This window comes from Flavobacterium sp., assembly GCF_035292545.1.
GTDB lineage: Bacteria > Bacteroidota > Bacteroidia > Flavobacteriales > Flavobacteriaceae > Flavobacterium.
In genome coordinates, this window is the sequence record NZ_DATDPV010000020.1 from 36,496 (window position 1) to 61,068 (window position 24,573).

21 protein-coding genes are annotated in these 24,573 nt (G+C 33.7%); 14 read left to right on the plus strand and 7 right to left on the minus strand.

Annotated features, from left to right (window positions below):
- Positions 1 to 7 precede the first annotated feature (7 nt).
- From VI621_RS03225 to VI621_RS03245, 5 genes are all read left to right on the plus strand, one after another.
- Positions 8 to 2,902: a hypothetical protein gene (locus tag VI621_RS03225; protein WP_324216955.1), complete on the plus strand. Its 2,895-nt coding sequence runs from the start codon at positions 8 to 10 to the stop codon at positions 2,900 to 2,902.
- On the plus strand, positions 2,902 to 3,669 hold the full coding sequence (locus VI621_RS03230) for an HNH endonuclease signature motif containing protein (RefSeq protein WP_324216956.1): 768 nt from the start codon (positions 2,902 to 2,904) through the stop codon (positions 3,667 to 3,669). Before VI621_RS03225 ends, VI621_RS03230 begins: the two co-directional genes overlap by 1 nt.
- 34 nt (positions 3,670 to 3,703) lie before the next feature.
- Positions 3,704 to 5,083, plus strand: a complete 1,380-nt coding sequence (locus tag VI621_RS03235) for an ATP-binding protein (protein WP_324216957.1) — start codon at positions 3,704 to 3,706, stop codon at positions 5,081 to 5,083.
- A gap of 161 nt (positions 5,084 to 5,244) precedes the next feature.
- Positions 5,245 to 5,526: a hypothetical protein gene (locus VI621_RS03240; protein ID WP_324216958.1), complete on the plus strand. Its 282-nt coding sequence runs from the start codon at positions 5,245 to 5,247 to the stop codon at positions 5,524 to 5,526.
- A gap of 8 nt (positions 5,527 to 5,534) precedes the next feature.
- The gene (locus VI621_RS03245) at positions 5,535 to 6,323 is read left to right on the plus strand and encodes a hypothetical protein (protein WP_324216959.1); all 789 of its coding nucleotides are present in this window, start codon (positions 5,535 to 5,537) and stop codon (positions 6,321 to 6,323) included.
- 355 nt (positions 6,324 to 6,678) lie between these two features.
- On the opposite strand, the gene VI621_RS03250 is transcribed toward VI621_RS03245, so the two are convergent.
- Positions 6,679 to 6,930: a hypothetical protein gene (locus VI621_RS03250; protein ID WP_324216960.1), complete on the minus strand. Its 252-nt coding sequence runs from the start codon at positions 6,928 to 6,930 to the stop codon at positions 6,679 to 6,681.
- A 674-nt stretch (positions 6,931 to 7,604) separates the two neighbouring features.
- Here VI621_RS03250 and VI621_RS03255 point away from each other — a divergent pair.
- Together VI621_RS03255 and VI621_RS03260 are read left to right on the plus strand one after the other, a co-directional pair.
- Positions 7,605 to 8,027, plus strand: a complete 423-nt coding sequence (locus tag VI621_RS03255) for a DUF6943 family protein (protein WP_324216961.1) — start codon at positions 7,605 to 7,607, stop codon at positions 8,025 to 8,027.
- 27 nt (positions 8,028 to 8,054) lie between these two features.
- Positions 8,055 to 8,234: a hypothetical protein gene (locus tag VI621_RS03260; RefSeq protein ID WP_300089875.1), complete on the plus strand. Its 180-nt coding sequence runs from the start codon at positions 8,055 to 8,057 to the stop codon at positions 8,232 to 8,234.
- A 240-nt stretch (positions 8,235 to 8,474) separates the two neighbouring features.
- Here the strand turns inward: VI621_RS03260 and VI621_RS03265 are convergent, their stop codons facing one another.
- The 3 genes from VI621_RS03265 to VI621_RS03275 form a co-directional block, all read right to left on the minus strand.
- Complete coding sequence (locus VI621_RS03265) at positions 8,475 to 8,645, minus strand: hypothetical protein (protein WP_324216962.1); 171 nt, start codon at positions 8,643 to 8,645, stop codon at positions 8,475 to 8,477.
- A 62-nt stretch (positions 8,646 to 8,707) separates the two neighbouring features.
- A complete protein-coding gene (locus VI621_RS03270) occupies positions 8,708 to 9,103 on the minus strand; it encodes a DUF5675 family protein (protein ID WP_324216963.1) in 396 nt (131 codons plus the stop codon).
- Between the two features lie 3 nt (positions 9,104 to 9,106).
- A complete protein-coding gene (locus tag VI621_RS03275; protein ID WP_291283843.1) occupies positions 9,107 to 9,862 on the minus strand; it encodes a hypothetical protein in 756 nt (251 codons plus the stop codon).
- A 280-nt stretch (positions 9,863 to 10,142) separates the two neighbouring features.
- On the opposite strand from VI621_RS03275, the gene VI621_RS03280 reads away from it, so the two are divergent.
- Positions 10,143 to 10,346 (plus strand): hypothetical protein, encoded by a 204-nt coding sequence (locus VI621_RS03280; protein ID WP_288112393.1) that lies wholly within the window; start codon positions 10,143 to 10,145, stop codon positions 10,344 to 10,346.
- A gap of 312 nt (positions 10,347 to 10,658) precedes the next feature.
- Here VI621_RS03280 and VI621_RS03285 read toward each other — a convergent pair whose 3' ends face one another.
- Positions 10,659 to 11,942 carry a UDP-N-acetylmuramoyl-tripeptide--D-alanyl-D-alanine ligase gene (locus tag VI621_RS03285; RefSeq protein WP_324216964.1) on the minus strand — a complete coding sequence of 428 codons (1,284 nt, stop codon included), beginning with the start codon at positions 11,940 to 11,942 and terminating at the stop codon, positions 10,659 to 10,661.
- Between the two features lie 160 nt (positions 11,943 to 12,102).
- Positions 12,103 to 13,818, minus strand: coding sequence for a gliding motility lipoprotein GldJ (gene gldJ, locus VI621_RS03290; RefSeq protein ID WP_324216965.1), 1,716 nt, complete (start codon positions 13,816 to 13,818; stop codon positions 12,103 to 12,105).
- Positions 13,819 to 14,029: 211 nt separating this feature from the next.
- Here gldJ and porU point away from each other — a divergent pair, with 211 nt between their 5' ends.
- From porU to VI621_RS03315, 5 genes are all read left to right on the plus strand, one after another.
- Entirely contained in the window at positions 14,030 to 17,887 is a 3,858-nt protein-coding gene (gene porU, locus VI621_RS03295; RefSeq protein WP_324216966.1) for a type IX secretion system sortase PorU, read from the plus strand.
- A 39-nt stretch (positions 17,888 to 17,926) separates the two neighbouring features.
- Positions 17,927 to 19,102, plus strand: a complete 1,176-nt coding sequence (porV, locus tag VI621_RS03300) for a type IX secretion system outer membrane channel protein PorV (RefSeq protein WP_324216967.1) — start codon at positions 17,927 to 17,929, stop codon at positions 19,100 to 19,102.
- A gap of 73 nt (positions 19,103 to 19,175) precedes the next feature.
- Positions 19,176 to 19,658 (plus strand): cytidine deaminase, encoded by a 483-nt coding sequence (gene cdd / locus VI621_RS03305; RefSeq protein WP_324216968.1) that lies wholly within the window; start codon positions 19,176 to 19,178, stop codon positions 19,656 to 19,658.
- 139 nt (positions 19,659 to 19,797) lie between these two features.
- Entirely contained in the window at positions 19,798 to 20,796 is a 999-nt protein-coding gene (pdhA, locus tag VI621_RS03310) for a pyruvate dehydrogenase (acetyl-transferring) E1 component subunit alpha (protein ID WP_324216969.1), read from the plus strand.
- 2 nt (positions 20,797 to 20,798) lie between these two features.
- Positions 20,799 to 22,469: a pyruvate dehydrogenase complex dihydrolipoamide acetyltransferase gene (locus VI621_RS03315; protein ID WP_324216970.1), complete on the plus strand. Its 1,671-nt coding sequence runs from the start codon at positions 20,799 to 20,801 to the stop codon at positions 22,467 to 22,469.
- Positions 22,470 to 22,523: 54 nt separating this feature from the next.
- Here VI621_RS03315 and VI621_RS03320 read toward each other — a convergent pair whose 3' ends face one another.
- On the minus strand, positions 22,524 to 23,774 hold the full coding sequence (locus VI621_RS03320; RefSeq protein WP_324216971.1) for a glycosyltransferase: 1,251 nt from the start codon (positions 23,772 to 23,774) through the stop codon (positions 22,524 to 22,526).
- A 109-nt stretch (positions 23,775 to 23,883) separates the two neighbouring features.
- Between VI621_RS03320 and VI621_RS03325 the strand changes: the two genes are divergently transcribed.
- Positions 23,884 to 24,465, plus strand: a complete 582-nt coding sequence (locus tag VI621_RS03325; RefSeq protein WP_324216972.1) for a tRNA-(ms[2]io[6]A)-hydroxylase — start codon at positions 23,884 to 23,886, stop codon at positions 24,463 to 24,465.
- The last annotated feature ends 108 nt before the right edge of the window (positions 24,466 to 24,573 follow it).

Consider the following 24,573-nt stretch of genomic DNA (forward strand, 5'->3'; position numbering starts at 1 on the left):
ACAATTAATGCTAAATTCAAACAATCAGATATTCTCACCAGAACTTCTAAATAAATATCATTCAAAATTCAAACTTTCAAACACTTCTGATTTAAAAACAAAAAAAGAGGTTATAGAGCAATGGACTAAAGAACTTAATTCAGGAAAACTAGATAGTCTAAAAGAAGAGGAAGTTAAGTCTCGGTTTATAATAGATATTTTTGGTAAAGTATTAGGATATAAATTTAATCATTCAAGAAAATGGAATTTAAGAGAAGAATCAAAAACATTAAGTAATGGAAAAAAAGCTGATGGTACATTAGGCTATTTTAGTTTTGATAAAAATTTAGATGATGTTAGATCAGTTATTGAAATTAAAGACGCTAAAACGAATCTTGATGCTAAACAAAATAGAAAAGTAAGTAACACTCCTATTGAACAAGCATTTGACTATTGCATTGATATGGGTGACAAATGCAAATGGGTAATTGTTTCAAATTTTAAAGAAATAAGATTTTACAATAGTCAAGATAATTCTAAATACCAAAGCTACTATTTAGAAAATCTAAATCAAGATACTTATCTGAGAGAGTTTGTCCTGTTATTTCATAAAGACCGTTTAATTTCCTTAACTAATAAATCTCAAACAGATAAACTTTATGAAGTATCATTAAAGCCTCTGATTATTAAGGAAAAAAATAATCATATACTCGATGAAATGTATTTCTGCATTAAAAAGTTTGACGGATTTGGCTTTGTAGATCCAAACTATTTATCTACTATTTATCCATTTAATATTCTTAAAAAACAAGTATGGCATTATGACAATGGTGAATTATTTACAATAAATAAAGAAATATTTGGACTTATTAATGAAATTACGATTGAAGAAAAAAAAATCAATTTTAGTACTAAACTAACAGCCCAACTTTCAAGTTTAAAAATCGAAAATGCACAAGAAAAGGTTACTGAAGTATTGAAATTTTTAAGAAAATGTAATATCCATTATCTGACAGCTGTAGAAGATTATTTAAAAATTGGTGAAAACCGAAAGAACACTATTGGTCATAGTTACTTACATATATTTCCAACATCGGAAGAAGAAAGCAAAACAATAAACATAACCCTTAATACAGAAACTGAATGTGATTGTTTAAACTGTAATTACAATAATTTAGATTTTGGAAAATTATTAAATAAGCTCAAGGCTAATCAAGGTAATATTGACTTTTACGATTCAGAGTATGCTTATGGTAATTATTTAGTAGCTTCTAATGATTATAAAATCTCTTACAATATTTATAAATATCTTGAAAAAAATAAATACAAAGAAGAAAAGGGAATTGAATATTTCATCACAAAATTTAATACTAAATATTTGAATGGTTTAATAAGGGGCTATTATTCTGGAGATGACCGAGAAGAAATAATTGAGAACATTAATCACATCGATTTAGATGAAGTAATTTATAACGAGCTAGAGTATGAAATTGATGATGATGTAAAAAAATACCTTATCCAAATAAAAGAAAATAAGTTACTAAATCGAGTAAAAGAAGAAATAAGAAAATTAAACTCATCTATTGATAATTTAAAAAGTTTGTATGACAATAGAGGAAAACAATATTCGGGTCCAGATTTGGTAAATAACTTATATCAACAATATATTCTTTTGTATCTTCATGTAAATAGAAACTTTATAATTCAAAATGTTTTTACTGATTACAAAGAAATTACTTCAGAAATGTTTTCCGGGCTTATTCAAAGTTATAAAACTAAAGAGGTAGGTTTAAAATCATTCAATGCTTTTATAATTGTTGAAGCAATTTTAAACATAAACACTGATGAATTAAAAAGAATAGTAAAAGGAGTTAATTCTTTAAAAATTGAAGAAAATGAAATTAACGATTTAATTGAAATAGTCCTCAATTTTCTAAATTCTTTCTATGAAGATAGTTCTTTTGCCTTTGACCCTATTAAAAATGATTCATTATCAAAATCTTGTATAAGCTTCCCATTTGAAAACAAATTATGCAGAATTTTTAGTAATATTTTTACGTTTCTTAAAATAATAGACCTTACTAAAGAACATATATCTCAAATTGAAAAACCAATTGTATCTTTTTTGAAGTCACAAACAATTCTTAATCATTATACATTAGATTCATTTTGCGAGTTCCTAATTGAAAAAGGAAACTTATTTAAAGAAAAACATATAATCGAAATTTTAAATATTGCAATTGACAAGGATTGTCCAAGATATAATACTTACGAGAGATTAGTTAAAAGCACTTGTAAAACACTTGAAAAAAATCATCCTGACTATAAAATTTCAGATACTTATCTAATACAAAATGCTTTTTCAAATTGTAACACACTTTCTTCGAGTAGGTCAAAACTAAGATACTACATAGGGTTTTCTAAAATAGCCAATAGTGAATGTCAGCTATTAATTCAAAATATAATAGATAATCATTTAGACAAAGAATTTAATTATGATTTATATGAAGACTTGTTGAGGAGAGAAATTTATAATTACAATCACAAAGATTATTTTGATAAATACTTAGAGACGGTTTCAAAAATGGCAGGTGGTTCAGTCAAGTTTATCGAAGGTGATTATGAAGTTTTCAATTTTTCATTCATGAATTTTACAATGCTAATCCATAGATTAGAAATTAAGCTTAATCCAAATCAATCAAGTAAATTTAAAAACTTAATTGATTTTGAAAAGTGGCTATTAAATCCAGAAGACTTTGATTACAAACTTTTTAAAATATATTGGTTAAAACCAATATCACATAGTAATTTCTTCTTAACTAAAATTAAAAATAATAAGTATATAAAAACTCAATTGGAGAATGAGTTAAGAAAAGAATTTAATCAAGAACTATCAAATACCTATGTAAAATATTTTATATAATGGCGAAGAAAAATAGAACCAAAATTCCTCAAGTAAATAAAGTTAGAGCAATCCTTCAGAAAGAAATAAACTCCAAATGTCCTAATTGTGAAAATACAGATGTTGGACACTTTGAAATACATCATATTGACGAAAATCCAGAAAACAATCAAATTGAAAACCTAATTTTACTTTGCCCTATTTGTCATTCTAAAATCACTAAGAAAGACATTCAAATTGATGAAGTCAAAAAATGGAAGAATAATTTAGTGAATAGAAATTCAGATATTCAATTTATATCTGTAACAGTTGATAGTGAAAATTGCGGTTGGGAAGCAATTAAAGGAGCCATAAATGCTTTTGAAGCAGTTCGTTTTAAATCGCTATTTCCAATACTCAATTTTACATTTATAAATAATTCTGAGAAAACAATTCTCTTAACTAATATTGAAATAAAAAACCAAAGACTTCCCATTGGTTTATCAGGTCCAGTAATTGATATTCCGACAATTCTTAGACCAACAATCAAATACAAAATTAGATTACCTAAAGATGGAGAAACTATAAATACAGTTCTAAATGATGAAATCATAATCCCAAAAAATACAGCGTTCAAATTTCAAGTTGAAATATTTAATGACCACATGGAAAGCTTCATGCCTCCACATAATAAATATGCAATATATTTTAAATTCGGTTTCAATAATGATTTTTACATTGATGCTCCGATGATTTTGTTAAACTCCGATGTCTATTATGAAAGCTTACGCCATGTTGGTTTAAACTAAAATATAATTTTACCTTTGAAATCAAATTTATAAAATGCTCAATCCAAACGAAATAAAATCAATAGTAGCCTCTGGCGAAGGTTACAATGCCGAATTCAAAGTCAGTATTCCAAGTAATGTAAAAGGTATAACAGAAGAAGTGTGTGCCTTTGCAAATGCTTCCGGCGGGGTTGTTTTAATTGGGGTTGATGATGCAAATATTATCAAAGGGATAACGATTGATAATGCTAAACGTTCAGCAATACAGAACTCAATAAACGAAATATCTCCACCACTAAAATGTGATTTCACTATTGTTGAAGTAGATGGAAAAAATATTGCTGTAATAGAAGTTCCTTCGGGTCAAAATAAACCTTATGTTTTGTCAGGTGCAATTTATGTGCGTCAAGGTCCAAATTCTCAAAAACTTACAACCGTTGAAGAAATGAGAGACTTTTTCCAACAAGCAGATAAAATTTATTTTGATGATGCAACTTGTAAAGATGCCAATATAGACGAAGACATTGCAAAAGAAAACATCAAAACTTTTAGGTTTGAAGCAGGGTTGGTTAATGCAACTTCAGACGAACAACTATTTACCAATCTAAAACTAATCACAAATGATGGCCAATTAAAAAACGGAACCGTTTTGTTTTTTGGAAGTAATCCTGAAAAGTTTTTTGAAAAAGCCGTAATCCGTTGTGTAGTATTTGATGGTACAGACAAACGTTATATCGTTGATGATAAAGTAATGACTGGAACACTATACCAACAATATCAAAAAAGTATGGTTTGGTTAAAGTCAAAATTGGATGTAAGATATGATATTGAAGGAGAAGGAGGAAAACCAAGAAAAGAACTATGGGAAATTCCGGAAACAGCATTTAAAGAAATCATAATAAATTCATTGGCTCATCGCGATTATTATGATAAAGGAGCAAGAATAACTATCGAAGTATTTGATGATCGTGTAGAAATATCAAATCCAGGTGGTTTAGTAAGTGCAGTTCCAAGAAGTGAATTTGGTAAAAGAAGTGCAAGTAGAAACCCTTTAATTTTTGGTTTATTTGAAAGGATGCGATTAGTAGAACAAATCGGATCAGGTATTACTCGTATTAGAGATGTAATGAATGATGAGGGACTAACGCCTCCTGAATTCAATATTGATGGAATGTTTACAGTTATACTACGAAGACCTATCGAATTTGAAAAGTGGGTAGAAAGGTGGGTAGATAATCTCTCTGAAAACAGAATTAAAATTTTAAAAAATATTTATAAAAATCCAAAAATTTCAAAAAGAGAACTTGAAGCTATAATTGGCTTAAGTGGCTCTGCCATTGATAAAAATATAGATTTTTTGAAAGATATTAAACTTTTAGAACGTAAAGGAAATACCAAAAGCGGACATTGGATTATCAAATATAAATTACCTTAGGTGGGTAGATAAGGTGGGTAGATAAATCATTTACAAAAACTCATTATCTCATTCAGCTGCACAAAAATCGCTCCTAGTCCAAGTATTCCTAGCATCAATTCTTTGTTTGCTTCATTTCGCTAATTTCGTAAAACAATAAAGTAATTTTAAAATAAATAAAAATGAGTAGAATTTTAGGTCTTGATTTAGGTACAAATTCAATTGGTTGGGCAATTATTGATAATGAAACAAATAGCTTATTAAACTCTGGAATAAAGATTTTCAAAACTTCTCCAAAACAAAAAGTGATAAAAAAGAAGAACAATCAAAAGGCAATTATTTCATTAAATGCAATATCTATTACATCATTAATTTTAGTTATTTTAAATTTTGAAAATTGGCAGTTTTGGTTAAATGTTACACTAACTTCGGTTATCACTAAAATCACGTTATCAAATCAATAAATTTAACAATGGAATTTAGAAATCCTCACTACATAATTCCTCCTGGTTCTGCTAAGCAAATTTTATCTCATCCATTTTTAAAAAGAGGTGTTACAGAATTAGCCATTTTTCAAGAACATAGATATGCTTTTTTTTATTGGCTAAAATGGACTAGAGAAAACAATGATTGCAAACCACCTTGTTTAGTAAGTTTAGATTGGCATCAAGATTTGTGTTATCCGTGTGAAACAGAAAAGAAGTGGTTATCGGAACTTGATCAATCTAATGATGGTGAAGTGGCTTTATTTAGTTGGGCTAAATTAGCAGGGAATAATGATGGTCACATTTTATCTGCTGCATATCTGAATATTATTGGAAATATTTATGTTCACTGCCGACAGGGTACTTTTGAAAGTAATTGGGAAGATGAAGAACTTATTGATATAAATGGTAACAAACATCAGATTAAGAAGTTTAAAACACATAAAGAGTTAGAAGATTGTTTGTTAGCTTCTGATGAAACCAAAGTATATTTTGATATAGATTTAGACTTTTTTACCTTGAATAATCCTTACAATGGAAAAGGTAAAAAATTTACTTATATGAAAAAAGAAGAAATGAAAAATATACTTTCAATAAATAACCCTTTAACAGGATGGATATTTGAAAGATTATCGGGATTTACAATAGCAACTGAGCCAAAACATTGTGGAGGTCTTTTAAAGTCTAATAAACTTTTAGATATTGTAAACAGAATATATTTCAAGCCAAGTATCTTTTCAGAAAATTGCGATTGGAAACACAAAAGTGAAAAATAAAAGAGAAAGTTTTGTTTTCAGTTGCCACTCTTTCCCAACGCTCCAAAAGTTTTTGTATGCCAGTGGTTTATCATTCCAGTAGATAAATAGTGCAAGGCAACAAAAACTTTTCCCAAAGCTTAGTTACATAATGTGGCATTATAGGGCAATAATGAAAATAGTGCTCCAAAACAAGATGGTGCATTGCCCTATAATAACATTATGTAAAAAAGCCGCTCACCCAACGCTCAAGTGCCCCGCTCCAGCCACACATTTTTGGCAGCTTTCCTCGCACCACCCAGCTACCAAAAACACGTGGCTTCGCGGGTCACCCTTCGGGTTTTCATAAGAACGTTTCTGCTTAAAAAGGGAATCATCACTTCGTAGGAAATTCATCAATTGTTTTTATCAGCTGTGTATTTAAAGCGGTAGTGTTTGCATTATCTTTTGAAGGTGCTTCCCATCTCCGAAACAACTGAACACTAAAATCTGAATACTGAACACTTTCAAGCACCCTCAAAAGATAAAATTGCCCAGCAAGAGTGTGTTTTTTTGATTTGTCAGAATATGGAGTAGTAATTGCTTTCCGGTTGCTGATGCTTTTAGAATTTCTAAGAAAATTATTCAAACTTCAAGCCTTTCTATTTAAAGAAAAGTGAAGCACCAGCACCCAAAAAAGCAATCAGAAAGTAAGTGCAAACAAATCAAAAAACCACACACTTGCTTTCGCTACTGCCAACTCACTCGGTAGTATTTGCATTGTTTTTTTGAGGTGCTTCCCATCTCCAAAACAACTGAACACTAATTTCTGCATACTGAGCACTTCCAGGCACCACAAAAAATCAAACAGTGCAGCAAGAGTTTCAAATTTCGGTTCTGGACAAAAGCGTTTATAATTAATTTTTAGTTTTTTGTCCAGCCCCAAAATTTGAAACCCTTGCAAGACGACCCGTCTCCGAAACAAAAAGAACCGACTTCCAAAGGAAAATCCTGCTCCGAAAGCAAAAAAATAAAATAAAAAAAAGAGAGCAAAGGTAAGTTCCGGGTTTACAAAAAAGCAAGTTCAAGCCCTGCGGGTTTTTTAAAAAATCTCCACCACCCATATGTCTTCAAAACAACTTTTCTACAAAGCAACAAATTCCGACTTCCAAAGGACGATTCAGGGTGGTAGTATTTTTTAAAAAAAACTTGCTTTTTTGAAACCCTCCACTTGACGAGAGTGCTTTCTTTTTTTTCTTTTTTTCTTTTGAAAAATTTTAATGAAAAAGTGTGTCCAGTCGATAAATCCTTAAAAGCCACGATATGATAAATTTTAAAATGAAGCACCACCAAAACGGAGTAAAATACGCAAATCCTCATTTCTTCATCCTAAACAAAGGGTTAAACACAGGCAAACCTTTAGATGAACCCTGCCCGAATTGCTTTGTAATCATTTTCCAATGTTCAGAAGATTGCGAAAACATAGAATCTATCTGCAAAAGCTTATGGAGAGTAAAATTTTGGCATCAATTTCTAATCGGTTCCGTAATTCCATACATCCGAATCAATGACTTTGCTAAAAACCTAAACCTTAAAGCAAATGAAATGATGACTGATTTTGAACAACACAAAAAAAATATAGCAGTTCTTAAAACTTTAGAACAAAAGGAACAGCAGTTTCACGAAAATATCAGTTTAATGAATGATTTAAGAAGAGTCATTTTATATCGCTATTGCAAAAAATAATCGTATTTAATCTTTAAAATCAATCCTATGAGCATTTTTTTATTATTTCAAACCGACAGTTGGAAATCAAAAGCATCAAGAGTATTATTTGGTGCATTTGATAGTAGAACAAAAGCCTTAGATTATGCAAAATACAACGATTTGTATTGGTATAATTCCGAAGTAGTAATTGTTGAGGTTGTAATCAATCAATTTGGTGAAGTCTAAAAATTAAAAAAGCCCATTCCTTTCGGTTTGGGCTTTCATTTTGTTTAACTCTAAGGTCACCACAACGAGAGTTAAACTTATTTTTTGTGCTTCTTGCAAAGGTATTTAAGCAACACCGAAATTGAAAAACTCACTACAGCTCCAACAGTCGCTAAAATAACTGTTTTAATTAAATCCTCGGAGTTCAAATTCGGTACTATACTCAAAAAAGTACCTCCGGCTGTTCCAACCAAAGTTGAATTACTGTGGCTGTTCATTCTTCTCAACAGTCAACTGACTTACAGCTGAGATAACTCCACCAGCAACTGCAACATAACCACCAACGGTAGTCACAATTACTGGCAAAGAAATTGGTGCAGTTAAAACAGCAGTACCAACAGTAGCCAATACCAATCCAATAGTTCGAAGCACTTTAAAAAACTTTGGTGTGGGAGCACTAGCTCTCTCTACAATTTTATTCATAATCGTAATTTCTAGGATTGAACAATTAATTCGACACTTTCTTTGTTATCCAAAGCTTGATAAACAATCCTTTTGAGCTTTTCAAAAGCTATACGAGACATTAAACCAAGTCCTGGACCAGAAAGTTTTGTAACAGGAGCAATACAGCCTTGCAATTCCTTTTGAGCATTGTTAGCAGGATGAAAAAGAATAAATTTTCTATTTGGAACATCCTTCACTTCCAAATGCCATTTGTATTTGGCACTGTATCGCTTTCTAATAAAATATTTCCCCTCAGGAATGCAGGAAACCTTCGTTTCGTTCATCTTCCACGGTAATTCAATTGTATTGCAAATCAATTTACCTTCGCATTCGAGTTTACCATTTGTTCCATCAGGGAAATAAGTTCTTGACAGTAGTAAAACCATCTTCTACAAGCCACTAACTTGAACCAAGGAAAGTGGATTAAACGCACCATTTTTCAACGGATACATTTGTCCATTAATTTCCTGATAGAACTCTAAACCAAGAGCCAAAAACAAGGGCTTAGTACTGTTAGGCGTTACAGTATTCACTTGGTTAATAGCTACCGTTGGAACTGCATTCCAAGGCAAAATAGCAGTTTCAGAATTCTCTACCACAAACGTTTCAGCTTCAAAATCAACTTCTGCTCCCGCAGAAATGACTTTAAAATGTGTGGTTCCGGATGGTGCAGCAATCATGTTTGCTGGAACAAAAGGTGCCAATGTAACAGATATTTCTCCCGTCACACGATCAATTGCACCAACAAATGGAGCATACAAACTGGTACCAAGTTTTCCACGAATGTTAAACTCAAAACCGGCAAGTAATTCTGCCTCACCGTCAATCACATTTCTCAGACCTCTTTCGCTTACCAAATCAGCCTGAATAACTTTTACCATTCGTTGAGTTAATCGGCTCACCATTCTACTATCAGCAGAATTCAAAAGCAAAGCTCTCAAAGAAGTTCTCAAAATCTTTCCGGCTTTCCCAGCACGCCCAAACTCAGCCCCATTTTCACGCGTTCTCTGAAACGCTGGATCACTCGCAATTCTACTAGCGTCAATTCCACCTTTTTCTCTCGCTAAATGACCATCTTGAGTTTTGTAAAAGGTAATATCTCCGATAGTACCTTTCAATTTAATTATGCCTTTCTGTCTAGCCATAACTTCAAAATTTAATTCAACATTTGGTTTGCTTTCACAAACCTCTCACGACTCCATCATTCTCAATTTTGTTGCAACAGTTTCAAATGATCATAACAAAGATTACATCACATTTCACCAAAGAAAAAATCGCTAGTGTACCAAATGTCCAAAATCGACACAAGTGTCCTAAATGAGCATAAAAAACCAATCTATCAGTTTAAAAAATTATAATTAAATTGCAAAAGATTTTCTGCAAGTCAGAAGGTAGTCAAAGCCTAATCAAAGGCATAGATAAAGTATGAAAGCGATAACGAAAAGAATATGTATCTATCCAAAAGACATTGAACGAATCACAGGCAAGAGTTACAGACAAAGCACCAGAATATTAAAAGCAATCAAGAAAAGTAACAACAAACTTGATAATGAATTAGTAACAATTGAAGAGTTCTGTCAATACACAGGTTTGAAAATTGAACAAGTAGAACCGCTCATTTTTGGGTAGTATTTTAAAATGATAAACTAGAATAATTATTCTTAAAAAACTCTCGAATTTAATTACAACTAGTTCATTTTTTGGTTTAGATTAATTTGCTAAATACCTCATTATTTATTAACTTTACACTATTAAGATTTAGGAATAATTGCATCCCAAAAAAGGAGCATTATCGACACCAAGTAGTTTTTAAAGTTTATATTTTATTATATATCAAGGGATTGGAGATAAGGTTTTGAACCCTCATCGCCCACAAAAAACTCCTCAAGAAATTGAGGAGTTTTTTTATATAAAATACTTTTATTGACTCTGGATATTATATTATAAGAGCTCCAATGTTCTCTCCAAAGCCATGCCTCGAGATCCTTTTATAAGAATCATTTTATTTTCAAATTTACTTTCTTTCAAAACATTGGAAAAATCTTCAAAAGTTTCATAAAAATGAAAGTTGCCTTTCTCTATTTTATTATGATAAAAATCCTTTCCTATAAAATAGCAAGTTGTTTTTTCCTCTTTTGAAAGTAAATCCACAATACTTTTATGTTCCGCTAAACTTTCCGTTCCCAACTCAAACATATCGCCTAGAATGGCAATTTTATTTGATTTATCCAACTGAATAAAATTTTCAATCGCTACGGCCATACTGCTTGGATTGGCATTATAGGCATCCAGAATAATTTCATTAGTATTTTTATGCAATAATTGCGATCTGTTATTCTCCGGAACAAAACCTTCTATTGCTATTTTAATATCGCTATCAGCTACTTTAAAGTATTTTCCGATCGTCATAGCAGCATTAATATTATTGGCGTTATACAAACCGATAAGACGCGACACAATATGATTATCAGAAAAAGTAATTTCAACAAACGGATTCGCTTTTACGGAAGTGATATTCACATTGGCATTAGGTTTATTAATTCCAAAAGAATAGGTTTTCATGTTTTTGGTTTTCTCTACCTGAATTGGATCTTCAAGATTAACAAAAACGGTTTTATCATTTTTAGAAAGATAATCATACATCTCGCTTTTCGCTTTGATAACACCCTCTACTCCACCAAAACCTTCGAGATGGGCTTTGCCAAAATTAGTAACATATCCGAAATCCGGCTGCGCTATATCGCAAAGGAATTCAATTTCCTTTTGATGGTTGGCTCCCATTTCTACTATTCCAATTTCGGTCTTAGCATCAAAAGAAAGCAAGGTTAAGGGAACGCCGATATGATTGTTTAAATTACCTACAGTAGCTTTGGTATTGTATTTTTTGGATAGCACAACATGAATTAATTCTTTGGTCGTTGTTTTCCCGTTACTTCCTGTAAGAGCGATGATAGGAAGCTTCAAATAATTACGATGAAATTTCGCTAGTTCCTGCAAAGCGATTAAACTATCCTTTACAAGAATGGTTCGCTCATCAATAAAGAATTCATCATTATCAATAATGACATAGGAAGCGCCTTTTTCTAAAGCTTCTTTCGCAAAAGTATTTGCATCGAATCTTTCGCCTTTAATGGCCACAAAAAATGATTTTGATTCAATTTTTCTGGTATCAATTGAAACCGAGTTGCATTTTAAAAACAGATTATGAATGTTTTGGATATTCATATATAGATAATATTAAATTTTAGAAATATGTTATACGCCATGATGAGCCATCTTTATTGTTGGTTGCAATCTTCTTATCATGGCTATTTCATATAAAACAATTTTAAAATATAAAAGCCCTAATTAAAGGGCTTTTATATTTTAAAATATCAATTAGAAATTAATTTCTAGGTCTTTTCTTTTTGTCGGCTTTTGGACCTACTCTAGACATTGCACATCTAAACCCAATATAGTCAGTTGCCATGTCTTGAGGGAAGTATCTTCTTTGTGCAGGATCTAACCAATAAGCTCTGTCTCTCCAAGAACCACCTTTATAAACTCTTACATTATCATTTACAAGTGTTGTTCTTTTGCTTGACTTGTCATATTTTCTTGACATGTTACCTAAACTATCGGTTGTAACATTATGCTTTGGAGAATCGTACATTCTTTGTGCATCAGTTAATTTATCACTTCCTTCATCAGAAGATCCAAAATCAAAATATCTTGTAGATTGTTTATCACCATCTCTGTAATTTCTGTTATCTGCAGTAGAGAAATTTTGTCTTAAATACGTTTCTTTTTCATCTACAGGAACTTGAACAATTTGTCCAGGTGCATTTCTAGCTACAATTCTACCGTTTGACAATGTATCATAAGCAATGTTTTCAGCTGTAACTAATTCAACTTTCCCATCATCACCAATTTTGTTTTTGGTATAAACGTTACCTCTGTAGTAGTTAAAGTCACTTGCTTCATCATCTACAATAGGTCTGTATACATCGGCAACCCATTCTGCAACGTTACCAGCCATATCATACAATCCGAAATCATTTGGAGGATACGATTTTACAACGTTTGTAATATCAGCTCCGTCATCAGACCAACCTGCAATTCCACCGTAATCACCTTTTCCTTGTTTAAAGTTGGCCAATTGGTCTCCTTTAACTTGTCTTTTTCCAGAACGTGTATAGCTTCCAGACCAAGGGTATTTCTTTTGTCCTTTATAGATATTGTATTCTCTTTGCCCTACATCCGCTGCTGCTGCATATTCCCATTCCGCTTCAGTTGGAAGTCTGTATTCAGGAAGAATAAGTCCAGAAGATCTTTGTGCGTAAACATTTTTAGGCTCTTTTGTTGTAGCAGCTTGTCCTTTGGCGCCAGCAACTTTTTGTGGTTTAGACAAAGAACCTCTACGTCCTTTTAAAACTATTTCTTCATCTCCTCCAAAACTTTTGCTAGGAGCATTCAAATAAGTTTCCGTACTGAAAGTTTTTTCTGCTGTTACATCTACAATTTTAGCATCTTTTTTCAAATAACCTTCTTTTTCAAGAGTGTTTTCGTTAACACGATCGGTTCTCCATTTACTGAATTCAACTGCTTGAATCCAATTCACTCCCACTACAGGATAACTTGCATAGGCAGGATGTCTCAAATAGTTATTAGTCATAGTTTCATTATAACCCAATCTATTTCTCCACACCAAAGTATCAGGTGAAGCGCCTTCATAAATGTTTTTGTAATTTTCTTCTTCTGGCGGGAAAACAGTTTTCAACCAGTCTAAATATTCCATGTACATAAGGTTAGTAACCTCAGTCTCGTCCATATAGAACGATTGAACGTGTTGTTGTGATGGCGTATTGTTCCAATCATGCATAACATCATCCTGAACTTTACCCATTGTAAACGTCCCTCCTTCTACCATAACTAATCCAGGAGCAGTAGCCTGCTTCTTGAACTTATTATTATATTGGAAACCTCCTTTTTTATCATTGATTTTCCAACCCGTAGCCGTCGACGCGTTTTTTGAGCTTGACTTTTTACCACAACTAGTAAATCCAAATATTATTACTAACGATAGTAATAATTTAATAGCCATAATTTTGTTTACTTTCATACTTTTGGTAGGTAATAAATTTCGAGGCGAATATAATAATTAACTATTAAATAGCAACCTCTTTTTTTTAAAATATAATAAATTAATATCAACTTTGATATTAACGCTTATTTAGAACGCAAAAATAATGTAATTATTACATACAATTGCATTAAATAATTTATTTTTACTCCTAGTAATATTTCCACTGAAACGCCGTTAATTATTATTAATGAGAAAAACACTAGCTTCTTTATTCACTTTATTATCCTTTGCTTGTTTTGCACAACAAAAAGGCGACGTGATTCTTGAATGGATTGAACAGACCGAAATTTCTTATGGGACTTATAAAATGAATGTTCCCCAATTTAAATCCGATAGTTTTTATTTTGATTCCTATAAAAAAGAACTCTTTTTTAATTTAAATCTTCCTCAATCAACCACTATTGACGAGAGTTCGTTGCAAATCACCAATACGGTTTACGAACCTATTTTAGCCTCTCAACTTGGCGATTTGTCAGTTGCCGCTATTCCAAATGAAATCAATGCAACAATCAGAAATGTTAATGCAAGAGATAAAAAATTTGCTTTCCTATCTTTATCACCTATAATTAAAGACGGAAACGGTTTTAAAAAATTGAAATCTTTCAACTATTCCTTTAGCTCTGGTTCCTCTAGAACCGTACAATCAGCAAATAACACAAGTGCTATTACAAATTCCGTTTTAGCAACTGGCGATTGGTATCGTTTTTATGTTGAAAAATCTGGTGTTTATAAAATCTCCAAAGGTTTTTTGAGCCAATTAGGACTGAATACAAATGGTGATCCGCGTAAAATCAAAATTTACGGCAATGGCGGAAGGATGCTGCCTTTATTAAACAGCACTATTTATCCTTTAGATTTAGCCGAAAATGCCATTCAGATTATAGGAGAAAATGATGGTGTATTCAATGATGCAGATTATATTCTTTTTTATGCTGAAGGTGTCGATAATTGGAATGAGGATAGTCGAACGCATAATAACTTATACGCTTCAAAGTCTTATTATTATGTAACCCTTCAAGGCGGTGACGGAAAAAGAATGTCAGAAATGCAACAACCTACCGGAACTACAACATTACCCATTTCAACTTTTGATGATTACTTATATCATGAGTTAGATTTGGTTAACATCGTTCGAACGGGAAGGACATGGTACGGCGAACAATTTAATATTGATAATGAACAAGAATTCGAGTTTAAATTTCCAAATATCAATGCTATTTCTCCTATTGAAATAAACGTTCACGCTGCAACTGCAGCATTTACCGCTACCACGTTTAAAATAGAAGCGAATAATTCAGACTTAGGTAGTTTTTCTTTTGATGCTTTAGTAGCTAATGGCGGAAATGAGGCTTTCGAGTGCAATCAAGGGCTTGGGAATTGTAATTCTCAATATGTTTTTCAAAAAAACTTTCCAGCCACAGAAAACACAACTGTTAAAATAACCTATGACAATAACGGTGTTCCAGGCTCTAAAGGATTTTTGGATTATATTATCCTTAAAGCAAAAAGCAATCTTAAAGGTTATGGAAAACAATTTAGATTTCAATACAACCAAGCCAGCACATTAATAGGTATAGGTGAGTATCAATTTGCCAATGCCTCCGGAATAAATCAGATTTGGGATATTACGGATATTTATAATACCGCGAAAGTTGAAAACTCCAATCAAAGTTCATTTTCATTCAAAGCAAATTTAGGAGAAGTTCGAAAATATATTGCTGTTGATGCTTTGGACTATTATACTCCTTTAAAGGAATCCCAATCAAAAGTAGTTAATCAGGATTTGAAAGGTACTGTTTTTAAAAATGTCCAAGGTCAATTTCAGGATATTGATTACCTTATTGTCGTTCCGGCTTTTTTAAACACCCAAGCCGAAAAATTAGCTGTTTTTCACCGTAATTATTCTCAACTGAATGTAAAAGTTGTTAATTTGGAAACGATATATCAAGAATTTTCTTCTGGAAAACAGGACATTGCTGCCATTAGAAACTTTGTGAAATACATCTATGAAAACGCATCTATACCCGAAAAAAAAATTAAATATCTAAATCTTTTTGGCGATGCTTCTTTTGATTTCCAAGATCGTATCCCAAACAATACCAACATCGTACCTATTTATCATTCATTAAATAGTAATACAGCAGGAGAATCTTCATTTGCAACTGATGATTTTTTTGGTTTAATGGATTCCAACCAAGGAAATATCATTTCGTATGCCGAGGGGATAGATGTTACTGTCGGAAGAATGATTGTCAGTTCAAATCAGCAAGCCGAAGAAATGGTCAACAAAGTCATTGAATATCATGATTTAAAATCCTATGGGAATTGGCGAAATAATTGTGTGTTTATTTCTGATGATTCAGATTCAGGACATGAAGATGGCGATTTGCAATTTAGACAAAATCAATTAGCGGATAAAGTTTCTCTGGAAAAACCATTTATCAATGTTAAAAAAATAATTTTGGATTCCTATGTTCAGGAAACCTCCTCTGGCGGAAGTAGATATCCAAAAGCTCGGGAAGAAATATTTAATGCATTCGAGAAAGGAGCCCTAGTTTTTAATTATTTAGGCCATGGTGGTGAAGATGGATTGTCCGGAGAGCGAATTTGGGAAAAATCGGATGGACAAAATCTGAGTAATCGCTACAAATACCCTTTGTTCATTACTATTACGTGTGATTTTTCACGTTTTGACAATCCATTCCGGCCAACTGCGGGAGAATACACCTATTGGAATCCTAAAGGAGGAGCGATTTCTATGTTGACGACTATCCGTTCCATCGGAAAAAGTTCAGCAGAAAATTTTAATGACAAATTATCTGAATATCTTTTTTCTTATGGTTCAAACGAGTATCCCTCAATAGCTGAAGCACTGCGATTAGCTAAAAACAGCACTCCAAACTCTTCTTCAAATGTTGTTTTTTATCTTGGAGATCCTGCAGTAATGCTCGCGATTCCTAAACCAAAAATACGTTTGACAAAAGTAAATGACGCTCCGGTTACTGGTCCAATCGATGATTTCCAATCTTTGGCTTTTGTAAAACTTACGGGAGAAATAACAGATGAATTCAATACCCCTCTTGCCAGTTATAACGGAGAGCTTTCAGTAAATATTTTCGACAAAAACATTAGCAAGTCTACCCTTAATAATGATGGAACCAGCCCTTCCATGAATTTTAATGTGCTAGGAGAAACTATCTTTAGAGGAAATGCCTCTGTCACAAACGGCCAGTTTGAGTTTGGATTTGTGGTCCCTAGAGATATTAAAATTCCTTTAGGAAATGGCCGAATAAGTTTTTATGCCAAAAGAGATCAGATTCTGTTAGACAAAACGGGGTACGATACCACCATAAAAATCGGCGGAATCAATCCAACTGCCGTTGCAGATAATATTGGTCCACGAGTTAAATTATTTATGAATGACCAAACTTTCATATCTGGTGGAATTACAAATGAATCCCCAATATTTCTTGCTTTTCTTGAAGATGAAAACGGAATTAATACGGCAAGCGGAATTGGTCATGATATCGTAGCCATTTTGGACGGAAATGAAAGCAATCCGTATATTCTGAATGATTATTATGAAACAGAATTAGACAATTATAAAAAAGGAAAATTACAATTTCCCCTTAGAAATTTAGCCGTAGGATTACACACCATAACTTTCAAAGCCTGGGATGTTTACAACAATCCAATTACTGCCGAAATACAATTTATTGTTGTTGGTGATGAAACCGTTACGCTGACCAATGTTTTGAATTACCCCAATCCATTTGTAAGTTATACTCAATTTTGGTTTACCCACAACCGCCCATTTGAACCGCTCGAAGTACAAGTACAAGTGATGACCATTACAGGGAAAATAGTATGGTCAAAAAATCAAATTGTAACTACAGATGGCTTTCTTTCGAGAGAAATAACCTGGGACGGAAGAGATGATTTTGGGGATAAAATCGGGAAAGGCGTATATGTTTATAAGCTGACTGTCAAATCGAACTTAACCAATAAAAAGTCAGAAAAATTTGAAAAACTTGTAATACTTTAATAAAATACTATATTTGTTTAATCAATTTTGAAAATTAAAATGAAAAGAATATCCTTATTAATCATTTGTTTGTTAACTATTCAGTTATCAAAAGCGCAGGAAGATAGAGTAATCACTACTGGTGTACCTTTCTTATTAGTTGCTGCTGACGCAAGAGCTGCCGGTATGGCCGACCAAGGTGTTGCAACATCTGCTGATGCCTTCTCACAACAATGGAACCCTGCAAAATATGCTTTTTCATTAGATAAACAAGGATTTTCTATCAGTTACACGCCCTATCTTACCGCATTGGTAAACGATATTTCATTAGGGCAAATTACGTACTTTAACAGGATCAACGAAAGAAGTGCTTTTGCTGGTAGCATAAGATATTTTAGTTTAGGCGAAATTGAATTAAGACAACAAATCGATGATGTTCCACAGGTTGTAAAACCAAACGAATTTGCTTTAGACGGATCTTATTCGCTAAAATTAAGCGACCGTTTCTCCATGGCTGTTGCAGGACGATTTATCAGTTCCAATTTAAAAATTCAAAGTGCCGATAATGACACAAGAGCAGCTAATTCATTTGCTTTTGACGTAGCGGGTTTCTATCAATCAGAAGAAGTTGCCTTTAGTGACTTTAATGGCAAATGGAGAATGGGTTTCAATTTTCAGAATCTAGGTCCAAAAATCAGTTATGATTCCGAAGTCTCTTCAGAAGTTAATGCCAACTTTCTTCCTGCCCAAATGAAATTAGGAGGTGGTTTTGATTTTGTATTTGACGAGTACAATAAAGTAGCCGTAAATCTTGAAATAAATAAATTATTGGTTCCAACACCACAAGATCCAGATTTGAATGGAGACGGAGATGTTACCTCAGAAGAGAGAGCAGAAAACAATGCCAATTACCGTAAAATAAGTTGGGTTTCCGGAATTTTCAAATCCTTTGGCGATGCCCCTGATGGGTTTAGTGAAGAATTAAAAGAATTTACTTATTCCGTAGGAGCAGAATATTTATACCAGGATTCATTCGCCATGCGTTTGGGTTATTTTCATGAAAGCCCTGAAAAAGGAGCCAGACAATTTTTCTCTTTAGGTGCCGGATTTAAATATAACGTTGTAAAAGTTGATGTATCTTATTTATTCTCCGCTTCAAAAGTACAAAATCCATTAGAAAACACACTTCGTTTTTCACTTACCTTCAATTTTGGAGATAAGTATGAAGAATACTAGTATCAATTAAATTATAAATAAACAATCCAAATTTCTACAAATTGAAATTTGGATTTTTTTTCCCTAAATAATAATGAAAGAAATAAGTATTACCACAAAATTTACGACTTTTGATTCCATAAACGATTTAGCTGATGATGTAAAATCGCTAATGCTAGAAGCTATAGAAATTAGAAAAAAAGCCTACGCACCGTATTCTAAATTCAGAGTTGGCGTTGCGATACTTTTAGACAACGGAAAAATAGTTTTAGGCTCAAATCAGGAAAATGCAGCTTACCCCTCAGGTCTTTGCGCCGAAAGAGTGGCAATTTTTCAAGCTGGAGCGGTTTATCCGGAGGCGAAAATCATACGTATGGCCATTACTGCAGCTTCGGACACGAATACTACGGCTGCTCCTATTCCGCCTTGCGGAGCCTGCAGACAATCTATAGCTGAGTACGAATTCAAACAAGAAACGCCAATCGAAATATATTTTATGGGAGAAATTGGAGCTGTGTACAAATCAGACTCTCTGAAAAATTTACTTCCTTTTATGTTTGATAAAAACTTCTTATAAAAAGACTAAATATCATACATTAAATTTTACTCCTTAATCGGAATGTGCTATTTTTGCAGTTCGCAAATTTGTGTGAGCAATCTATTTTTTAAATAGTAAGCATTTGATAGACACAAAAACACTTTAGCAAGAAAAACAGATGAAAGAAATTACAAAAGAAGTTTATTTAAAGTGGTATGAAGACATGCTGCTTTGGAGAAAGTTTGAAGACAAACTAGCGGCACTTTATATTCAACAAAAAGTAAGAGGATTTCTACACTTATATAATGGTCAGGAAGCAGTATTAGCGGGTGCTTTGCATGCAATGGATTTGACCAAAGATAAAATGATTACTGCTTATAGAAATCACGTACAACCAATTGGAATGGGCGTGGATCCTAAAGCCGTAATGGCCGAACTTTTAGGTAAAGTAACCGGGACATCAAAAGGAATGGGTGGTTCCATGCATATTTTCTCTAAAGAAAAAGGATTTTTTGGTGGTCACGGAATCGTTGGGGCGCAAATCCCAGTTGGAGCCGGAATTGCATTTGCTGATAAATATTTTGAAACGGGCGGGGTAACTTTAACCTATTTTGGTGATGGTGCAGCGCGTCAGGGTTCTTTGCACGAAGCTTTCAATATGGCTATGTTATGGAAACTTCCCGTTGTATTTATTGTAGAAAACAATGGATATGCCATGGGAACTTCTGTAGAAAGAACGGCAAATCACACCGATATCTGGAAATTAGGTTTAGGCTACGAAATGCCTTGCGGACCAGTTGACGGAATGAATCCTGTAAAAGTTGCGGAAGCGATGCATGAAGCCATCGACAGAGCACGTCGTGGTGACGGACCAACATTTTTAGAAATGAAAACATACCGATTCAGAGGACACTCTATGTCAGATGCCCAACTTTACCGTTCAAAAGAAGAAATAGAAGAATACAAAAAAATTGATCCAATCACCCAGGTTTTGGATGTAATTATAGATCAAAAATTCGCTACCGAAGAAGAAATTGAAGCGATGGACGAAAGAGTAAAAGTTTTGGTGGAAGAATGTGTAAAATTCGCCGAAGAATCCCCTTATCCGGAAGTGCAACAACTTTACGATGTAGTATACGACCAAAAAAATTATCCATTCATCCCTCATAGACTATAAATATGGCAACAGTAATTACAATGCCTCGTTTGAGCGACACGATGACGGAAGGAACCGTGGCAACATGGCTTAAAAAAGTGGGTGATAAAATCAGCGAAGGCGATATTCTTGCAGAAATTGAAACTGACAAAGCCACTATGGAATTTGAGTCATTCAATTCAGGAACGCTTTTACATATTGGAATCCAAGAAGGACAAACCGCTCCGGTAGATTCATTATTAGCTATCATTGGAAATGAAGGAGAAGATATTTCCGCATTATTAGCCGGAAAAACAGCCGCTGCCCCAGTGACTGAAGAAGCTACACCGGCAACCGAAGTTAAAAAAGAAGAAACCAATACTGCTCCGGTAGCTGAAGCTAAAAAAGAAGAAACTCCTGCGCCAGCCACAACATCCTTACCAAAAGGAGTTGTAGTAGTAACTATGCCTCGTTTAAGCGATACCATGACTGATGGAACTGTAGCTACGTGGTTGAAAAAAATTGGAGATAAAGTATCCGAAGGCGACATTCTTGCAGAAATCGAAACCGATAAAGCAACAATGGAATTCGAATCATTCAACTCAGGAACTTTATTGTTTATTGGAGTTCAAGAAGGACAAACGGCTCCTGTTGATAGTGTTTTAGCTATCATCGGACCAGAAGGAACAGATATTACCGGCATTGCCGAAAATTATAAAAAAGGCGGAAACGCTCCTGCTTCGGCTCCAGCCAAAGAAGAAGCACCTGCTGCAGCTACTGCAAAAACTGAAGAAATTGTACAGGTAGCTACTGAAGGACAACGCATTTTTGTTTCGCCATTGGCAAAGAAAATTGCGGATGAAAAAGGAATTAAATTGTCTCAGGTAAAAGGTTCAGGTGAAAACGGACGTATCGTAAAAAGCGATATCGAAAACTTCACTCCTCAAGCAGCTTCTGCTCCGGCTACCGCAACATCTGCACCAGCAAAAACAGAAACTGTAGCTGCAGCAAAACCATTTGTTCCAGTAGGAGAAACTTTTTCAGAAGAAATCAAGAATTCGCAAATGCGCAAAATCATTGCTAAACGTTTGGCAGAATCTTTATTTACTGCACCCCATTATAACTTAACAATTGAAGTTACAATGGATGAAGCAATGAAATCAAGAGCAATGATAAACAGTATTCCTGATACAAAAGTATCATTTAACGATATGGTTATTAAAGCTTGCGCCATGGCTTTGAAAAAACATCCTAAAATTAATTCTCAGTGGAAAGAGGATGCTATTACCATTAACCACCATGTGAATATTGGAGTAGCCGTAGCTGTTGAAGATGGATTAGTAGTTCCTGTATTGAAATTTACTGACGCTATGAGTTTATCTCAGATTGGCGGAAGCGTAAGAGATCTTGCCGGAAGAGCTAAAAACAAAAAATTATTACCAACTGAAATGGAAGGAAGCACTTTTACAGTTTCTAACCTTGGAATGTTTGGAATTGTAGAATTCAACTCTATTATCAACCAACCGAATTCTGCCATCCTTTCCGTCGGTGCCATTGTTGAAAAACCAGTGGTTAAAAACGGCCAGATTGTAGTAGGAAATACTATGATGCTTTCTTTAGCCTGCGATCACAGAACAATTGATGGCGCAACTGGCGCACAATTTTTACAAACATTGAAACAATTTATAGAAAATCCTGTTACAATGCTTGCGTAATAACTAGGTTTTAAAAATACAAATCCCGTTTTGAGCAATCTGAACGGGATTTTTTTATGTTAAATTTTTATTCTTCGCTTCAATCCAACGCGACATATATTTAGTACTCGTTAAGGTATGATGTTGTAACATGGCACCCATAAAATTATCCAATCGGTGCTGTTTCAGATTACTTTGTACCGATAAAATATATTGAATCAAATCGTTTGCAAATAATGATTTCAAATACCTTTTTTCAACAATTTCAATCCCATTTATTTGGGCTTTATGCCAAATTATTGGGTCTTGATACAATTGCACAGCCGCATCGGCAAAAAGTTGAGGGTCATCGGCGACAAATCCATTCCAAGACAAATCTCCATGCATGGATTCTGCTCCGATTGTTGTCGTCACACTTGGCGTTCCACATTGCATCGCCTCTACTAATTTTCCTTTAATTCCTGCACCAAATCGCAACGGAGCCAAAACCACACGGGCTTGACGAACTACTTTTTGAGCATCATCTGCACGTCCCATGATATAAAAATGTTCCTTAGGCTGATGCAATTGTAAAACTTTTTGAGATGGGTAAGCTCCATAAATATGCAATCTTACATTTGGCAATTGTTTTCTAATGAGCGGCCAAATAGTCTCTTTTAAATATTGAACCGCATTCCAATTGGGTTCATGAAGAAAATTTCCAATAAAGATAAAATCAGTACGCTCTTCAAAAGAAATCCAGTTTTGGAAAGTTGCAGAATCCATTGGCTCCAATAAAAACGGTAAATAATATAAAAGCGATTGATCAATTTTAAATACGGATTGCAACAATTCCATCTCGATTTCTGAAATCATAAAAGAAAGATCACAACGTAAAATAGACGCTATTTCCCTTTTAGCTACATCTTCCATCAGTAAGTCATCGGTAGTAAAACTTCTGTTTTCTTTGAATGCCTTTTGTCGTGCCAATCGCAAACAATGCAAATCCTCAGTGTCCAATAATCGAATGGCATCCGGACAATGCTCAGCAACACGCCATCCGAACTGTTCTTCAATCATAAAGCGATCAAACAAAACAATCGAAGGATTTAATTCCTGAATAAAAGTGTCAAAACTTTCGCAGTTCAATGCAATCGATTTCTTAGCAACTCCAAGCGCATCTAAGTCAACCATATATTCGCTATCCATTGCCGGACTCGCAAAAGTACTGCTCCAACCATTTTGCTGGAACAATTGAATCAATTGAACCATTCTGCCTCCCGCTGCTGAAGAATTAGGTTCAGGCCAGACAAATCCGATGATTAAAACTTCTTGTGTGCTTTTCATATTTATGCATTGAAGTTGCAAAATAAACCTATTTTGACTCTAATCCAATCCATTTCATTATAAATCATACATAAAAACACTAATTTTGCAACTCCTTAAATACAGAAAAATGTTAGGATTAAAATTAGCCACAGACCCGCGTTGGGTAAACATAGTCGAATCGAACATTGAAGAAATTTTGACCGATCATGCCTGGTGTGAACAAAAAGCAGCCTCAAATGCGATATACATTATCATTAACAATTCTGAAAAAGAAGAGCTAGTGACCGAAATGACGCGGATTGCACTGGAAGAAATGGAGCATTTCCAGATGGTACATAATATAATCAAAGAAAAAGGACTCACTCTTGGGCGGGAGCGCAAAGATAATTATGTAAGTGACTTGGTGAAATTTGCCAAAAAAGACGGAAGCCGCAATGATGCTTTAGTTGAACGTTTACTTTTTGCCGCCATGATTGAAGCACGTAGTTGCGAAAGGTTCAGAGTACTTTCACTTAATATAAAAGACATAGAGCTGGCGCAATTTTATCACGAATTAATGGTTAGCGAAGCCGGACATTACACGACTTTCATAAAGTTTGCCAAACAATACTCCGAAAAAATAAATGTAGATAAACGCTGGCAGGAATGGATTGAATTTGAAGGATCCATCATAGGTAACTACGGAAAAAACGAAACCGTCCACGGATAAAACCAAAGCCAATTTTAGCAATAGAATTGGCTTTATTTTTTTGGCATGTCACCACCTCCGCGAGCTCCGGTGCTGTCGGGCTGTGCGCTATATCTTTGTTTTCTTAAA

Excerpts from the sequence above, each read along its gene's own strand:
- VI621_RS03255 (WP_324216961.1), top strand. The coding sequence starts at position 7,605 with ATGATAAATTTTAAAATGAAGCACCACCAAAACGGAGTAAAATACGCA.
- VI621_RS03280 (WP_288112393.1), top strand. The coding sequence starts at position 10,143 with ATGAAAGCGATAACGAAAAGAATATGTATCTATCCAAAAGACATTGAA.
- VI621_RS03260 (WP_300089875.1), top strand. The coding sequence starts at position 8,055 with ATGAGCATTTTTTTATTATTTCAAACCGACAGTTGGAAATCAAAAGCA.
- VI621_RS03235 (WP_324216957.1), top strand. The coding sequence starts at position 3,704 with ATGCTCAATCCAAACGAAATAAAATCAATAGTAGCCTCTGGCGAAGGT.
- cdd (WP_324216968.1), top strand. The coding sequence starts at position 19,176 with ATGAAAGAAATAAGTATTACCACAAAATTTACGACTTTTGATTCCATA.
- VI621_RS03270 (WP_324216963.1), bottom strand. The coding sequence starts at position 9,103 with ATGGTTTTACTACTGTCAAGAACTTATTTCCCTGATGGAACAAATGGT.
- pdhA (WP_324216969.1), top strand. The coding sequence starts at position 19,798 with ATGAAAGAAATTACAAAAGAAGTTTATTTAAAGTGGTATGAAGACATG.
- VI621_RS03320 (WP_324216971.1), bottom strand. The coding sequence starts at position 23,774 with ATGAAAAGCACACAAGAAGTTTTAATCATCGGATTTGTCTGGCCTGAA.
- VI621_RS03275 (WP_291283843.1), bottom strand. The coding sequence starts at position 9,862 with ATGGCTAGACAGAAAGGCATAATTAAATTGAAAGGTACTATCGGAGAT.
- VI621_RS03225 (WP_324216955.1), top strand. The coding sequence starts at position 8 with ATGCTAAATTCAAACAATCAGATATTCTCACCAGAACTTCTAAATAAA.
- VI621_RS03285 (WP_324216964.1), bottom strand. The coding sequence starts at position 11,942 with ATGAATATCCAAAACATTCATAATCTGTTTTTAAAATGCAACTCGGTT.
- VI621_RS03230 (WP_324216956.1), top strand. The coding sequence starts at position 2,902 with ATGGCGAAGAAAAATAGAACCAAAATTCCTCAAGTAAATAAAGTTAGA.
- VI621_RS03325 (WP_324216972.1), top strand. The coding sequence starts at position 23,884 with ATGTTAGGATTAAAATTAGCCACAGACCCGCGTTGGGTAAACATAGTC.
- VI621_RS03240 (WP_324216958.1), top strand. The coding sequence starts at position 5,245 with ATGAGTAGAATTTTAGGTCTTGATTTAGGTACAAATTCAATTGGTTGG.
- porV (WP_324216967.1), top strand. The coding sequence starts at position 17,927 with ATGAAAAGAATATCCTTATTAATCATTTGTTTGTTAACTATTCAGTTA.
- VI621_RS03315 (WP_324216970.1), top strand. The coding sequence starts at position 20,799 with ATGGCAACAGTAATTACAATGCCTCGTTTGAGCGACACGATGACGGAA.
- gldJ (WP_324216965.1), bottom strand. The coding sequence starts at position 13,818 with ATGAAAGTAAACAAAATTATGGCTATTAAATTATTACTATCGTTAGTA.
- porU (WP_324216966.1), top strand. The coding sequence starts at position 14,030 with ATGAGAAAAACACTAGCTTCTTTATTCACTTTATTATCCTTTGCTTGT.
- VI621_RS03245 (WP_324216959.1), top strand. The coding sequence starts at position 5,535 with ATGGAATTTAGAAATCCTCACTACATAATTCCTCCTGGTTCTGCTAAG.